We start from the raw sequence: 17673 nt of genomic DNA on the forward strand, positions 1-17673 counted from the left end.
CGGGTCAGTTTGATCGAATCGGAAAGTATTACGCTTACAGGATACAAGATCATGCCCTACCAAACACCTTCAAAAGATATCAAGGGTGGGCAACCTGAAGGCTTTGATTATGATGCTGAATTTTACCGGGCCCAGGGTAACTATCCTGAAACCAACCTCCTGATGGGACAACCTGGCATCTGGAGGGATGTTAAGATATCCGGTCTTATTTTTGTCCCATTCTCCTATACACCCGCCAAACAGGAACTTCAGGTAATAACCAAAGCCAGGTTAAAAGTTGAGTTTTATGGCCAGGATACTGAAAATCTACCATCCGGAAATAAAATCGTATCTCCTGTTTTTTACAAAATGTATGAGTCCAAAATCCTGAACTTTTCTTCATTGGGTTTCTTGAAAGGAAACAGGAACAATGATGATATCAAGTACCTTATCATTACCAATACCAATCCCCTTGCAACCATCCAGCCATTGGTCGACTGGAAGAATCAGCAGGGATTCAAAGTCGAAGTGAAAACTATGGAGGCCGGTTTCAATACACCTGAAGATTTTAAAGATTACATCTCACAACTTTATGTCTCCGATGGTCTTGAATATGTTCTGATGGTGGGTGATGCCTATCCCAATGGGGGAAACACAGGTGATCCCGATGATGTTCCAATGTATTGGTGGGATCCTGCCGGGGAGGATCCTTCATATTCTGATTCCTGGTACACTTGTTTGGATGGCCCCGATGATCATTACGCTGATCTTGCCATCGGACGGTTTACCTATGACAATCTCAGCGAATTGGACCTGCAGATACAGAAAACCATTGATCATTACAGAAATCCTGATGCAAGCACCAACTGGGCTGAAAATACTATTCTGGTTGCACATGAAGAGCAATACCCCCAGAAATACACCCAGTGCAAAAATGAAATTGAAACTTATCCATACACACTTCAAATACCCATATTTGAAGAATGTTACGGAGGAGCAGGAGCTTCCAACGACGATATAGTCAACTATATCAATGCCAATTCCTGCGGAATCTTCAATTACCGGGGCCACGGAAGTGCAACAGAGTTCTGGGAATGGTGCAGCTACGGAAGTTTCACAGCATCTCATATTGCACAATTCACTAATAACGACAGGCTTTTTGTATTGTTCGACGTATGCTGCGACAACATGGATATCGTGGCCCATCCGGGTGATTGCCTCTGCGAATCCTTCATGAAATCACCCGTGGCTTCTGTTGCTATTAACGGAGCCATTATCCCATCCTATACCATTCCGAACCACGATTATGATAAGGAAATGTACAAGGCAGTCTTTGAGGAAGGTATCTGGAATATAGGGTATGTAACCAATTTTGCCAATGTAACCGTTCTCAATGTCCATGGAACAATCGGTCGGTCCAATGTTCGCACATACCTATGGCTGGGAGATGCATCCCTTGAACCCTGGACCTTGCAGCCCGACAACCTGACGGTTACTCATGATCCTTATCTGTTCCTGGGATTTGATCAGTATTCTGTAAACGTTTCAGGAAGTAACGGCCCCATTGAGGATGCCCGTGTCTGTATCATGAAGAGCGATATGTCGCTTTATGCCGTAGCGTTTACTGATGCCTCCGGTGATGCAGTTCTTCAGTTCGGTGGCCCCATCGTGGATCCGGGTGAAGCTATTCTCACAGTTTCTTATCACAATTATTTACCCTATCAGGTAACCCTTCCCATCATACCCCTTGATGGTTCCTTCCTCGTCCTCAATGATGTGGATATCGATGATGCAACAGGAAACAATAACGGTTATGCCGACTTTGGAGAACATGTGAAACTGGATGTAACTATTGAAAATATTGGAAACGACAGCGCCATCAATGTCATCGGAAAGATTTTCTCCTCCGACACCATGATCACCATCACTGACAGCATTCACGAATGGGGAATCATACCCGGACAAAGTTTATCGTTCGGTGACAGTGCTTTCGCCCTGAGTGTTTCACCGGCTGCACCCGATCAATATATCGCCCTCATCAATTTTGAATTTGAAGACGATTCCGAAGCACTTTTCACTGATACCTATGAATTGCTGCTTAGCGCTCCTGTCCTCAACATCCTGGAAATGGTTATTGACGATAATACATACGGTAATGGCAACGGCAGACTGGATCCGGGTGAATCAGCCACACTGAAAATAAAAAACAAAAACCTGGGCCATTGCCCGGCTGAAAACTCTGTTGGAACTCTTACCACCATATCGCAATACATTACGATGAGCAACACAACCTGTGACCTCGGGACACTAGGTTTACTGGGATATAAATGGGCGGAATATGAAGTAGTAGTCGACCCGGATGCCCCGGATGGATGTGTTTTTGCGGATTTTGACTATCAGCTTAACTCCGGCCAGTTCCTGGAAGAAAAAACATTCCGGAGAAAAATCGGACTCCTCCTCGAAGATTTTGAAACAGGAAACTTTACTAAATGGGATTGGGTACAGGGTGGAAACAGTCCATGGACCATCATTTCCCAATACCCCTATGAAGGCGTTTACAGTGCAAAATCCGGGACCATCACCCATAGCCAGACAAGCCAGATCCAAATCACCCTCGAGATCATGACTGCCGACACACTGTATTTTATTCGTAAAATCTCCTCAGAACCTCAAGATAAGCTTAAGTTTTACATTAATAACGTGCTTACAGACGATTGGGCTGGTGCAGGCGAAGGATGGAATCAGGAAAAATATTATGTCGGAACCGGAATGAAAACGTTCAAATGGATCTATCAGAAAGATAACAGCGGATCCGGAGGTAGCGACTGTGCCTGGCTGGATTATATTATCTTCCCTCCCATCATGACCCTTACCTGCTATGCCGGTCAGGATAACAAAATTTGTGCAGGAGAAGATTATCAATGTCAGGGTGAAGCAACCGACTGGATATCGGTAGAATGGACAAGCTCAGGCAGCGGAACATTTGACGATCCGACCCTTCTGAACCCACTTTATACTCCCAGTGCTGATGACATTAGCACGGGATCGGTAGTACTTACCATTTCTGCTGAAAATGCCGAAGGAGATATTGCTGATGATGAAATGACCCTTAGCATCATTTCCGCACCCCAGATACCGGCAATGCCTGAGGGACCAGATTACGTGGATCTCTTCCTGGTGCTGACTTCTGAATATACAACCGGAACCGTCAATGGAGCACAAAGTTACTATTGGCGCCTTGATCCGCCGGAAGCCGGAAGCATATCCGGATATCAAACTACCGGATCAGTCCTGTGGAATGAGGAGTTTCTGGGATCTGCCGAAGTTTCCGTAATGGCCATCAACGACTGCGGGCAAAGTGATTATTCCGATGCTTTTGAGGTAAACGTTGACAATACCGTCGGTATGTTTGAAAATAACAACAAGGAAACCGTGCGGGTTTATCCTAATCCCAATAACGGAAACTTTGTGGTTGAACTGAATTATCCTGCCTCGGGTAAAGCCGATATTTCCATTTATAATACAGTAGGCACCAAAATCCTCGAAGAAAATGGGATAAGCTTTACCGGAATGTACATCCATTCAATTGACCTGAAAGACCAACCGGAAGGGCTATATTTCCTGCAAATTGTTTCAGGGTCCGAAAAATTTACCAAAAAGATTATCGTAAACAAATAACCCTATTTGAAATATAAGAAAAATGCAGGAAAAGGCTGCCCCCAAATAACCCGGGCAGCCTTTTTCCGTATAAATATAAAAGCCAATTAATTTAAAGCAATTCTAAATAAGCTGTTGTACAACCAATTATCATTTAACTATGTCTGAATTGAACAAAATTGTTATTAATTTTGAACTAATTTGGAGTAGTTATATTTAAGTCGATTACGATCCTGAAAACCAAAACCCAATCTAACCATAAATACTGGTTGTTTAGATACCATGAGTGGTTTTTATAGCATTTTTTCCATAGTAAATAATTAAAATAATATATAATTTCAAGATATCACAAATTCAAACAATAAGCTTAGCAATGAAAACGAATTTTACTTTGTTAGTCCTGGCCCTCGGCCTTCTGCTCATTACCTTTAACGGATTCTCGCAAATCCGGCAAAACACAGGAAACCCGCAAGCAGGACTGGAACTTGTCTATTCCGATATGGACAGGACAGTGATCAAGCTATCAGTCAACCAGTTCACTCTGGATCCCGTTGAAACAATTTATGGAAAAGAATGGAAGGTACTAATTCAGGATGCTACACCTATCCTGGAAAAAGGAGCACCTGACCTGCCAAAAATGACAACTTCCATACTCATACCCGATCGGGCAAAAATGGAAGTTAAAGTATTGGAAGGAACCTATAAAGAATACACAGGTCACACCATTGCCCCATCTAAAGGCAACCTATACCGTGATACAGATCCATCTACGGTTCCTTTTACCTACGGAGAAGTTTACCAGAAGAATGCTTTTTATCCCGGGGAGCTGGCTGCACTAAGACAGCCTCATATCATCCGGGACTTCAGGGGACAGACAGTCATCATTTATCCAATTCAGTATAATCCTGTTACACAAACCCTAAGGGTTTATGATGAATTGACCCTGGAGATTTCGAAAATCGGTGAAAATGGTGAGAATCCTCTGATCAGAAGCAAATCCGTTGACAGGGTTGTTAAAGAATTCGGGGACATTTACAGCAATCACTTCATCAATTACAGTTCAGCCGCAGGACGTTACACACCGGTTGATGAGCACGGTAACATGCTGATTATTTCTTATGGAAGTTTCATCCCGAATATACAGCCCCTCGTGGAATGGAAAAAACAAACCGGGATGCCGGTTGAGGTTGTTGATGTTGCCACCATTGGTGGTTCATCCCAGATTAAAACATACATTGCCAATTATTACAACACCAATGGATTAACCTTTGTTCTCCTGGTAGGTGATGCGGCACAGGTGCCTACCTCCTATGCCAGCGGTGACTCCGATAACGATTATACTTATGTTGTTGGTAATGACCATTACCCTGATCTTTTCATCGGCCGCTTTTCAGCCGAAAACACTACCCATGTAGACATTCAGGTAACCCGCACCATAGAGTATGAAAAAAATCCCGACCTGAATTTCGACTGGTTTACACGGGGTATAGGCATTGCCTCCGACCAGGGACCCGGAGATGACGGGGAGTACGACTATGAGCATATCCGAAACATTAATACTGACCTGCTGAATTTCACATACACTTTCTGTGCTGAACTTTTCGATGGTAGCCAGGGTGGCAACGATGCACCAGGCAATCCATCCCCTTCACAGGTTGCCGCTGAGATAAATACAGGAGCTTCCATCATAAATTACACCGGACATGGAAGCAATACATCCTGGGGCACCTCCGGCTTCTCCAATAGCGATGTTAACAACCTGGTGAATGAACATATGTGGCCGTTCATTTGGTCTGTTGCCTGTGTAAATGGCAATTTTGTACCGACTACCTGCTTCGCCGAAGCATGGCTCAGATCTGAAAATAATGGAAATCCGGCCGGAGCCGTCGCCACGCTCATGTCAACCATCAACCAAAGCTGGAACCCACCTATGTGTGGACAGGATGAAATGGTTGATATACTTGTGGAATCCTATCCTAACAATATCAAACGCACCTTCGCCGCTTTATCCATGCACGGCTGTATGCAGATGAACGATGAATACGGTTCCGGAGGTGATGAAATGACAGATACCTGGACAGTTTTCGGTGACCCATCGGTAATGGTCAGGACTGCCTTCCCTCAAACTATGACAGTTAGCTATAACCCGAATATTTTCATAGGATCCAATTCATTCACTTTGCAAAGCAATGCTGAAGGCGGAGTCGCCTGTCTTACGGAAAACGGTCAGATTCTGGCCACCGCGTTTATCACAGGAGGATCGGCTACACTTACTTTCCCGGCTCTCAATCAGCCTACAACACTTACCCTGACTATCACAGGATTTAATTTCCTGCCCCATATTGCACCCATATCCGTGATACCCGCCAATATTCCTTACCTGATGTATGAATCGCACGATGTAAATGACCCACAGGGAAATAATAACGGTTATCTTGATTACGATGAAACTGTATTCCTCTCTATTGCCCTTGAAAACCTGGGTGGTGTGGATGCAGAAGGCGTGAGTGTTGTAATCCGGACGAATGATTCTTATGCTTCAATATCTGATTCAACTGAAACCTACGGTACTATACCGGCTAATACTATTATTTCCATGCCGGACGCCTTTGTCATCTCAGTTGCTAACAATGTTCCCGATGAGCATCAGATACCAATAGAAGTTATTGCCACTGACAGCCAAAATGAAACCTGGACATTGAATTTCATCCTTGAGGCTTATGCCCCCATCCTGCATATCGCAGAAATGGTAATTGACGACAACCAGGGTGGTAATGGTAATGGCATGCTGGATCCGGGTGAAAGCGCCATAATAAAAATTAAAAACCAGAACCAGGGTCATTGCCCGGCCGATAATTGTGTTGGAACCTTGTTTACCGATTGCCACTACCTCACTCTGAACAATAATATCGACAGTTTGGGAACCATGGGACTTATCGGTGCCAAATGGGCTGAATTCAGCGTGGTTGTTGACCCGGAGGCACCAAACGGTGTGATTCTGGCTGATTTTGATTATGAGCTCGTTTCCGGTGGCTTTGATGCTCAGAAATCCTGGAGACAAAAAATCGGCTTGCTGGTGGAAGACTTTGAAACCGGCAACTTTAACAAATTCGAGTGGGCACATGCCGGAAACATGCCCTGGACCATCTCCAGTGTTTATCCCTATGAAGGTATTTACAGTGCCAAATCAGGCAGCATCACACACGGAGAAACCTCTGAGCTTAAAATTACCCTGGAGATTATGACTGCCGATACCATTTACTTTACGAGGAAAGTCTCTTCACAGGCAAATATGGATAAGCTGAAATTCTATATTGATAACACTATGAAGGGCGAATGGTCGGGAACCAGCCAGGGCTGGATAGACCATGCATTCTACGTCTCTACAGGTTACCATACATTCCGCTGGGTTTATCAGAAAGACGGGCAGGGTAGCTCAGGTAGCGACTGTGCATGGCTCGATTATATTATCCTTCCTCCGGTCATGACACTTACCTGTTATGCCGGTCCGGATGCAGAAAGCTGCGGCACCAATGAACACCAGTGCCACGGTGAAGCTACCGACTGGGTTGCTGTTGAATGGACAACCACCGGAAGTGGTACTTTTGATGATTTCACAATTCTTAATCCCATTTATACACCCAGCAATGAGGATGTTCAGAATGGATCCGTAATACTCGCGCTTGCTGCCATCAATGGTGAAGGATCAGTAATCGATGACGAAATGACTCTGAGCTTTATCGAACTTCCTGATGCTCCATCAACCCCGTCTGGCCCCGAGTATGTCGACATCCTGGTAACACCGGAAAGCGAATACACTATTCAGCCGGTTGAATTTGCCTCCGTATACGAATGGTTGCTTGAACCTGCCGAAGCCGGAACCATCGAAGGTATGGGCCTTACCGGCACTGTAACATGGAATGTAAACTATGTCGGATCAGCCACCGTTTCTGTGAAAGCAATCAATTATTGCGGTGAAAGCGACTATTCACCCGGGCTGAATGTTGCGGTTGATAATACCGTCGCCGTTGCTGAGATACCCTTCGGATGGGGAGTGGAAGCATATCCTAATCCAAGCTCAGGGAACCTTTTTATCCATGTTAAAGGGTTTGACAACCATACAGTCAACATGAAACTGGTAAGCATGATCGGTCAGGCATTCCACCAGGAATCCATCACTACGCAGCAGGGTTCCATGGATATGCAGCTTGACCTCAGTGCCTTGCCCAATGGAATTTACTTCCTCATCCTTGAAGGTGACAACCTTATGATTACACGGAAGATACTGATAAATAAATAGCACTTAATAACAATAAAATGAAACCACAAATCAACATGTCGGAGTTAATGGCTCTAGCATGTTGATTTGTGTTATAAAAAAATACAATATCATGAAGACGCAAGGGAATTTTTGGAGATTGTTTAGCATAATTGCCTTGGTGGCAGTTGCTTTTCCGGCCACAAGTCAGGAAATAATTGTCAACCCGGCCCTGGAAAACCGCTTAAATATTACCTCCAGCGACTATAACCGCATGGAAGCAATCAATACTATTGGTGAAGCCAAAGCCTTTCCGGTGTTAACCGACAGAGGTCAATTCACAAGAGTGATCATGACGGGTTACAGTCCAAGTTTGACAAAAGGATGGCCGGAGTTGCCAGTTAAAAGAGAATTGATTGAAATCCCTGCGGGTGCCATCCCGGAAATCCGAATCCTGGAATCAACCTTCACCGAAATAGACCTAGCTCTTCAGGGTTATCCCGATTATATTTATCCTTCCCAACCTCCCAGGATTAAAAGCCAGGATGAACATGAACTATTTATTCAGGAGCAGGCATACCTGGAAGACCGGTTCTTCAGCGAGGAGCTGGTCTCCGTTGATATACTTGGTTACCTTAGAAGCGTCAGAGTGGCAAGGTTGAATATCGCTCCCGTTCAATACAATCCGGTAACCGGTATTCTGAGAGTATATGATAAGGTTCATTTTGAAATCATCTTCAGAAATGCTGATTTGCAGGCAACTCAGGAAATCAAAAACAGGTTGGCCTCCCCGTTCTTTGAAAGCATTTATGGAATGCTTCCCAACTACAAACCTGCTCAGAACAGGGAAAACCTCACCAAATACCCGGTTAAATATGTTTTTATCTCCGACAGGATGTTTGAAGCCCAGTTACAGCCATTGATCGAGTGGAAGACTAAAAAAGGATTTACTGTTATTGAAGCTTATACCGACAATCCTGCTGTTGGAAACTCCACAGCATCTATCAAAAATTACATCCAGGGATTATACAATGCAGGAACCCCCGAAGATCCGGCTCCATCCTTCATTGTTTTTGTCGGGGACATACAACAGATCCCTGCCTGGAGCAACGGAAACGGCGCCACTGATCGCAATTATTGCGAATTTACCGGTGACCTGCTTCCGGAAATCTTTTATGGCAGATTTTCCGCCCAGAACACCAACCAATTGCAGCCTTACATTGATAAAACCCTGCAATATGAAATGTACACCATGCCTGATCCATCTTACCTTGATGAGGTTGTAATGGTCGCAGGTATGGACTCGGGCCATGGTCATGACTGGGCCAACGGCCAGATCAACTATGGTACCATCAATTATTTTAATGAAGCTCATAACCTTTTGTCTCATACATATTTATATCCTGAATCAGGAAGTCATAGCGCCGATATCATCCAGAACATAAGCGACGGTGTTAGCTATGGAAACTACACCGCTCATTGCAGTCCGGCCGGTTGGTCAGACCCTTCTTTTGAAATTCCCGATATTGCTACTCTTCAGAACCAGGACCAGTACTGCCTGCTGGTTGGAAATTGCTGCCAATCCAGTCAATATGATGATAATGAATGTTTCGCTGAAGCTATCGTCCGTGCAGCTAATAAAGGAGCTGTGGGCTATATCGGAGGATCGAACAGCACTTACTGGGATGAAGATTATTACTGGGGTGTAGGCGTCGGTGAGATATCTGAAAATCCTCCTCCCTATGAGGAAACAACCCTTGGTATGTACGACAGGGCATTTCACGACCATGGAGAACCCTTCGGTGATTGGTTTGTGACCGGAAGTCAGATGATCTTCGCCGGCAACCTCGCCGTGCAGGAAGGTGTCCCCGGATCAGCCGAATATTACTGGGATATCTATAACATGATGGGCGATCCTTCACTGACCGTTTATTTCTCAGAACCCCCATTAGTCGAAGTAGAATATATCGAAATGCTCCCCCTTTCATCCACAACTTTTGTGGTAAACACAGAACCATACGCCTACGTGGCCATTTCCCGCGATGGTGTGCTTCATGGCGCCAAACTTGCTGATGAAGACGGACTCGCCGAGATGGAGATACTTCCTTTCCAAACTCCCGGTGATGCCGATGTTATTGTCACCCTTCAAAACAGGGAACCTTTCATCGGAACCGTATTGGTCGCCAATCCTGAAGGAGCTTACCTCCTCCTGAATGACTACATCATTGAAGATTCCCTCGGAAACAATAATCATGTCGCTGACTACGACGAACTGGTATGCCTCACCGTTGCCCTCGAAAACCTCGGTAACTCAGATGCCCTTAATGCCAGTGCAACCATTACCAGCAGCGACCCAAACATCATCCTTACCGATAATTTCCAGGAATGGGGCTCCGTTCCCGCACATGGCATTTCATGGCAGGATAATGCGTTTACCTTCATGGTTCAGGAAGTTATTGAAGACCAACATGTAGTAGAGTTTGAAATGACTATGGAGGCCGGTGCCAAAGAAACCTGGACAACAGACTTGTCGATAATACTTAATGCCCCGGTTCTAAGTATACTTGAAATGGCTATTGATGATAGCCAGTATGGTAACGGTAACGGAAGACTGGATCCGGGTGAAACCGCCAATATAAAAATTAAAAACAAAAATACCGGTCATTGTAGCTCCTCAAATGCCATAGGCACGCTGGTTGTGAACAGTCCTTACATGACTTTCGACAACCTCTCATACGATCTGGGAGTACTTGGATTGCTTGGGCATAAATATGCCATCTTTACCGTTCATGTAGATCCCGAAGCTCCCAATGGTGTTATTATTGCAAATTTTGACTATACGGTAACAGCAGGTCCTTATCAGGCCAGTAAAAATTTCAGGCAAAAGATAGGTTTGATATACGATGATTTTGAAACAGGGAATTTCAATAAGTTCCCCTGGCAATTGTCGGGCAATGCACCCTGGACCATTACTTCTGAATTCCCCTATGAAGGAATATACAGCGCTAAATCAGGTTTGATCGGCGATGGTCAGACAAGTGTTTTATCCCTGCAGCTTAATGTGATGACGGCAGATACCATCTATTTTGTCAGGAAGGTATCCAGCCAGGCCAATCAGGACAAGCTGAAGTTTTATGTAGACAATACCATGCAGGCAGAATGGTCGGGTACTACCCAGGGATGGAAGAATACAAGTATTGCAGCCCCTGCCGGTGTACATACTTTCAAATGGATTTACCAGAAAGACGGACAGGGAAGCGCAGGCAGCGACTGTGCATGGCTCGATTTCGTGGTGATGCCCCCGATCATGACCCTGACCTGCTATGCCGGTCCTGATGGCCTCAATTGCGAAACCGCGGGATATCAGTGTTCCGGACAAGCTACCATGTGGCAGACTGTGGAATGGACTACCTCCGGTAGCGGAACCTTTAGCGACCCAACCATGCTGAACCCCGTGTATTCCCCCAGTGAAGACGATGTAAATGCCGGTTCGGTCATCCTCACCCTCACCGCAAACGGAACATCCGGTGGAACAACTCAGGATAAAATGACACTTACCTTTATTTCAACCCCTGAAGTACCCTCTAAACCAGCCGGTCCGGATGTTATCGATTGGGTCAGCATGCCTGCTTGCCACTATGAAACCCAGGCAGTCGCTTTTGCCTCTTTATACGAATGGTCGTTATCACCGGCTGAAGCCGGCACGATCTCCGGAAACGGATCCATTTGCCGGGTAGAATGGAGCCAGGTTTATTCCGGATTGGCTACCATCAAAGTCAAGGCCATCAACCAATGCGGCGAAAGTGAATATTCAGAAGGACTTACGGTGACAGTCAATAATCCGGTCGGAATATCGACACCTGATGATGAATATCAAGTTAGCATTTCCCCAAATCCAAACAATGGGAACTTCACTATTGAATTTTCATCTGACAGGAAAGAGACCATCAACGTGATGCTTTTCAATTCATTAGGTGTGAAATTATACCACTTCAACTACAAAACTGAAACCGGTGCAAATACCTTGTCGCTTGGATTGGGTAATTTACCTGCAGGATTGTATTTCATGACTTTGGAAAGCAGACGTGGAAAATCCGTCGAAAAACTGATTATAAAGAAATAAAACCAATATAAGGTGCCATGAAAAAATATGTTTTACTTGCTGTCATGATGATGGCAGTGACTGGGTTATTATCACAATCGATAATCAAAACCTGGCATTTTCCTCAACCTGTTCTCCATACTTCTGATGACGGTTTCACGGAAATCTTTTATGAGGATTGTTACAACTATGGGCCTGAAGGTCACCCCCTTATGCCTCACAAAGGAGTAAGCCTTTTATTGCCCCAGGAAGAATCCATCCTGGAAATCAGAATAGTGTCAGAGAAATATTATTCCGGTTCGCAAAACCTGACAATTAAACCGGCAGCAAGACAGTTTCCTCTATCGCAAACCATACAGGATTATTCGGTTAAACCCGATGCCAGCGTTTATGGATCTGACGTTCCCTATCCTGCCGAATTAATTGCGGATCAGAGTACACATTTCCTTTCGGGACATGGCATGGGAGCATTTACTATTTGCCCCGTAAAGTATATTCCCCTGAGAAATGAAGTTGCTTTCCTGGAATCCATAACCCTTGAAATCATCACCGAAAAAACTGCAGAAGCTTCAGAAGCACAGAGATTCCTGAAAGATGATGACATAATAAAAACCAGGATAAACAGGATTGCAGATAATCCAGGACAGATTAAGGACTATTCTTATCCCACGAAACGATCAAGCACGGAGGCCGACATTTTATTGATCTCAAACCAGGCTTTGTTGGCCCAATTCGATTCCTATATAAGTTTCAAGGAATCCACAGGGTACATTGTGGTGACCGAGACAACAGAAAACATCTATGCATCCTTTTCCGGTGATGATTCACAGGATAAGATCAGGAATTGCATCATCGATTATGTGCAGAACTATGGGATAAGTTGGGTGATCCTGGGCGGGGATGCTGATGCCGGTAACGCAGCAGAAAATATTATTCCCCACAGAGGCTTTTATTGCAATGCATACAGCACTCCTGAAGATGACCTTCCTGCAGATCTTTATTACTCCAACCTGGATGGAACCTGGGATAACGACAACGACAACCGCTACGGGGAGCCCGGGGAAGAAGATCTTTACGCGGAAGTTGCCATTGGCCGTTTCTGTGTTGACAACAACGACGAGATCAACAATATGATCCAGAAACATATCCGTTACCAGGATGCACCCGTCCTGGATGATATTGAAAAATCCCTCTTCCTGGGTGAAATGCTTTGGCCTGAACCGACCTGGGGCGGTGATTACAAGGATGAAGTTGCTTTTGGCAGCTCCAACCACGGATACACGACCGTTGGACTTTCCCCAAATTTCAATATCACATTTTTATATGAACGCGATGGGTACTGGGATAAATACGATGTATTTGATCAGTATAGCAACGTAGGGGTCAATCTTCGCAATCACCTCGGACATTCAAGTACAACCTATAATATGCTGATGTATACCTCCGACCTGACCACAACAAACTTTTCCAATGATGGGATCAACCGTGGACTGGCGATAGGCTATTCACAAGGTTGTTACAACGGTGCCTTTGATAACCGGGAAACCAGTCCGGGATATTATGTGGAAGATTGTTTTTCGGAAAAGATCACCAGCATTGAAACCGCTGAAGTTGCCAACATCGGGAACTCACGCTATGGATGGGGGCAACATATGAGTACCGACGGGGCCTCCCAGTATTTCGACCGGCAATTCTTCGATGCCATTTTTGGTGAAGAGATCACCATGATAGGTGAAGCAAACCGGGATTCCAAGGAAGATAATATCGGATACATTAATGGCCACGATGGCGCCATACGCTGGTGTTACTATGAACTTAACCTTTTCGGTGATCCAACCATGGATATCTGGACTGCCATGCCTCTTCCCATTGTTGCTAGTTATCCGATGGCTATACCTGTCGGAGCTCAATATATCAACTTCTCTACCGATGCTCCCGGCGCCCGTATTGGTTTGATGCAGAATGGAATCCTTATCGGCAGAGGACTGACTGACAACAATGGAGAACTGAACCTGGTGTTATTTGACCCGCTTTCCAATCAGGAACCTATCCAGGTATCCATCATTGCACACAACAGAGTACGCCATATAGGCAATATCATTGTTATCACCGATGAACCCTTTGTTGTCTATGACCAGCACATTGTACATGACACCGCAGGAAACAACAACGGCAAAATGGATTTCGGCGAATTCGTTACACTTGAAATGACCGTTAAAAATGCCGGCCTGGTCGATGCAAATAATGTAATTGTTAAACTCAGAAGTATTGATCCCTATATTACAATAATTGATTCATCGGAAAATTTCGGAGATATTGCCTCAGGAGCAACCAAAACCATTGACGGAGCCTTCTCAGTTACCATTGCTGACAATGTCCCCGACAATCATCTTCTCAATTTTGATGTAGTTGCATCTGCAGACACCACCTGGATCAGTTATTTCAGTAACCTTGCCTTTGGCCCCGAACTGACTATCATGGAAATGGTTATTGATGATAGTCAGGGAAACAACAACGGAAGGCTTGACCCGGGTGAAAATGCTATCATTAAAGTGAAAAATAAAAATACCGGTCACTGCGTGGCTGACGACTGCTATGCTACATTGTCCACCAATTGTTATTACCTGGAGCTGATGAATACCGAAGACTCCATAGGTACACTATCGCAACTCGGATACAAGTGGGCAGAATTTGAGGTTAATGTTGATCCGGAAGCACCCAATGGAGTGATCATTGCCAATCTGAACTATCACTTGAATTCCTGTGCCTATAGTAAATCCAAAACCTTTAAGAGAAAACTGGGACTACTGGTTGAAGATTTTGAAACAGGCAACTTTACCAAGTTCAACTGGCAGATGTCAGGGAACACCCCCTGGCAGATCACAACCAATTATCCCTACGAAGGGTTTTATAGTGCCAAATCCGGTTTGATTGGTAACGGGCAGAGTTCAGAAATCTCTCTTACCATGAAAACCATGACGGCCGATACCATTTCGTTTGTGAAAAAAGTATCATCGGAGCAGGATATGGATAAACTTAAGTTCTTTATGAACGGGAACCTGGTTGCAGAATGGTCAGGAACATACCAGGGATGGACAACGGAGAAGTTTTATGTTCCCGTTGGAAACCATAATTTTAAATGGGTATACCAGAAAGACGGCACCGGCAGTGCCGGTGCCGACCAGGCATGGCTCGATTATATCATCCTTCCGCCCAAGGCAACACTAACCTGTTATGCAGGTCCCGACGACTTTGTTTGCGATGAAAACCCATTCCAATGCCTGGGACAGGCAACTGCCTGGACATCAATAACCTGGTCGACATCCGGAAGCGGATCCTTCAGCAATCCCAATATCCTGCAACCACAGTATTATCCCTCCCAGGACGATATTCTGTCGGGGAACATCACACTTACCATCTCAGTCACCGGTGAAGGCACAAGCGACGATGATGCTATGAACCTTACATTTCATGAATCTCTTACTGCACCGGCTAAACCTGATGGGCCTGATTATATCGATGTGTATATCACTCCTTACAGTGATTATACAACACAGGAAATATCAGGTGCATGGTATTACGAATGGTTGCTTAATCCGGCCGAAGCCGGCACCATTGACGGAAATGGACTCACAGTTACGGTAAACTGGAACAGCGATTACCTGGGACAGGCACAAATCAGTGCAGCAGCTATAAATGAATGCGGAGCAGGATTATATTCGGAAACCCTGGATATTACAATTGATAATACTGTTGGTATCCCAGGAAACGAGCAAACAGCATCCACCCTGAGGATCATTCCCAATCCGAACCAGGGAATTTTCAAACTGGAATGGGATTTAGCCGGAAATGAAACGGCCACCCGTCTTCAGATCACAAACATCCTGGGAGAAGTTATTTACACTGTTGAGGCACTTCCCGGTGAATCCTTTACAGAACTGGATCTTTCATCGATGAAAGGCGGATTGTATTTCGCGGTGATCAGCAACGGTAAAGACAGGATCGTCAGAAAACTGCTGATAACAAAATAAAGCTAAGCAAACAACAAACTGCATCCCCGGATATCGCTTGCATCGGTGCGCCCCAGCACTTCAAAGCCACCTCCGGGATGCAGCTTGCCTATATCCTGTGTAGCTAAAAAACTGCAGGAATAAACGTTTGCAAGATCTATAACATTAATGGCACCGCTGCGGCCTTCCGGTAGCATTGTGATCGGATCCTGCAGATCTCTGACCTTCACTTTCATCCAGGGAGGACTTGAAAATATCCCATCACCCATTGAATAAGCCTGGGATAACAATTCCGTCATCCCATATTCGCTGTAAATCCTTTCCGTTCCAAAGGCATTCTTAAGCAAACCATGTAGCTCCTCCCGGATCATTTCCTCCCTCCTTCCTTTCATGCCACCGGTTTCAATAATTATCAGTGAAGGGAAATCTATGGGGTTTTTCTCAGCCAGATCCAATAATGCAAAAGTCACCCCAAAAAGCACCACCGGAACCCCTGCATCCCTTTTCCTCCGCAATATTCCTGTCAAACCCCTGGTATCATGAAGGAAGAACCCGCTGTCGGTGTCACTGCTTTCCCTGATCAGGCCATCAACCATGTAAACCAGGGATGAACCTTCCCGCTCAAGATAAGAAGGTAATAAACCCAAAATACATTGGTGGGCCGGTTCTCCAAAAAAAATGCGAAAGCACGACCGGAAGCTTTTCAGGTATACCGCTTCACTTACCAGGAAATGCCTGCTGAACTCCATCCCGCTTGTCCCGCTCGATTGAAATACCCTTTCCCAGGAAGAAGAGCCGGTGATAACTCTTTCGCTCTTGTAAACCTCAACAGGAAGATAGGGAATCTCACTGACGTCGCTGATCTTTCCGAGATGATCGCAAAATTCACGGTATACAGCATTATATCTATACTGAAACAGAAATATATCCCATGCGATTTCGTTAAATTCATACTCCGTACCAACGGAAAAAACTATTTCCGCTAATTGCTCAGGAGTGAATTTCGAAAGATCCCGCATACGGTTTTTTTGTAATTTTATGATGATGAAAATCATATCAAAAATAAGCTTAATTCTTGTCCTGATCCTGATCTTTGGATCATCGTCCTGTAAAAAAAAGGAATCCTTTCCGGATATTCCGGAAATCACTTTCCTTGGTATGCAAAAGATATATAATCCCTCTCTTAACATTTACGACCGGGGCATCCTGAAGATTTCCTATAAAGATGGAAACGGAGACATCGGATTGTCACAAGGAGATACGTTTGTACCCTATAATCCGGGAAGCCGGTACTATTATAACCTGATTATCAATTACTACGAATTGCAAAACGGAGTTCTGACCCTCGTACCCATTGTTGTATACAATCCTCAAACCGAAAAATTCGATACTCTGTCACTCAGCGCCCGTGTTCCGGTTCTGACCCCCAGCGGCAAAAACAAAGCCATTCAGGGAACCATTACCGACACGATCTATATTTATAATTTCAATTCCACTTTCGATACCATCGGGTTCGACGTAACCCTTGTCGACCGGGCCCTGAATGAAAGCAATACCGTCAGCACACCCCTGTTCATCCGTTAGCTATTAACAATTTCTTAACACAACCTTAACAGAATCTTAATCGTATTTTCGTGCTGCCTGATTTTACAGGATGTAAATTTGCC

Annotated in this window: 6 protein-coding genes; 5 read left to right on the top strand and 1 reads right to left on the bottom strand. The window is 44.8% G+C overall.

From position 1 onward, the window contains the following. The 4 genes from KKA81_03465 to KKA81_03480 all read left to right on the top strand — a co-directional run. Positions 1-3657, top strand: a 3657-nt coding sequence (locus tag KKA81_03465; GenBank protein ID MBU2649969.1) for a T9SS type A sorting domain-containing protein, incomplete at its 5' end; no start/stop codon positions are given. Positions 3658-4009: 352 nt separating this feature from the next. Beyond that, positions 4010-7936 (top strand): T9SS type A sorting domain-containing protein, encoded by a 3927-nt coding sequence (locus tag KKA81_03470; protein ID MBU2649970.1) that lies wholly within the window; start codon positions 4010-4012, stop codon positions 7934-7936. A gap of 91 nt (positions 7937-8027) precedes the next feature. Beyond that, the gene (locus KKA81_03475) at positions 8028-12017 is read left to right on the top strand and encodes a T9SS type A sorting domain-containing protein (protein ID MBU2649971.1); all 3990 of its coding nucleotides are present in this window, start codon (positions 8028-8030) and stop codon (positions 12015-12017) included. Positions 12018-12034: 17 nt separating this feature from the next. Further along, positions 12035-16027, top strand: coding sequence for a T9SS type A sorting domain-containing protein (locus tag KKA81_03480; GenBank protein ID MBU2649972.1), 3993 nt, complete (start codon positions 12035-12037; stop codon positions 16025-16027). Between the two features lie 2 nt (positions 16028-16029). Here KKA81_03480 and KKA81_03485 read toward each other — a convergent pair whose 3' ends face one another. Then, positions 16030-17025: an acyl transferase gene (locus KKA81_03485; protein MBU2649973.1), complete on the bottom strand. Its 996-nt coding sequence runs from the start codon at positions 17023-17025 to the stop codon at positions 16030-16032. A 25-nt stretch (positions 17026-17050) separates the two neighbouring features. Here KKA81_03485 and KKA81_03490 point away from each other — a divergent pair, with 25 nt between their 5' ends. Beyond that, entirely contained in the window at positions 17051-17590 is a 540-nt protein-coding gene (locus KKA81_03490; protein ID MBU2649974.1) for a hypothetical protein, read from the top strand. Positions 17591-17673: the final 83 nt, after the last annotated feature.

It is taken from the genome of Bacteroidota bacterium (assembly GCA_018831055.1).
Taxonomy (GTDB): domain Bacteria; phylum Bacteroidota; class Bacteroidia; order Bacteroidales; family B18-G4; genus M55B132.

What these genes read in the sequence shown, in the direction of transcription:
- KKA81_03470 (MBU2649970.1), top strand. Translation starts at nt 4,010, where the DNA reads ATGAAAACGAATTTTACTTTGTTAGTCCTGGCCCTCGGCCTTCTGCTC.
- KKA81_03475 (MBU2649971.1), top strand. Translation starts at nt 8,028, where the DNA reads ATGAAGACGCAAGGGAATTTTTGGAGATTGTTTAGCATAATTGCCTTG.
- KKA81_03480 (MBU2649972.1), top strand. Translation starts at nt 12,035, where the DNA reads ATGAAAAAATATGTTTTACTTGCTGTCATGATGATGGCAGTGACTGGG.
- KKA81_03485 (MBU2649973.1), bottom strand. Translation starts at nt 17,025, where the DNA reads ATGCGGGATCTTTCGAAATTCACTCCTGAGCAATTAGCGGAAATAGTT.
- KKA81_03490 (MBU2649974.1), top strand. Translation starts at nt 17,051, where the DNA reads ATGAAAATCATATCAAAAATAAGCTTAATTCTTGTCCTGATCCTGATC.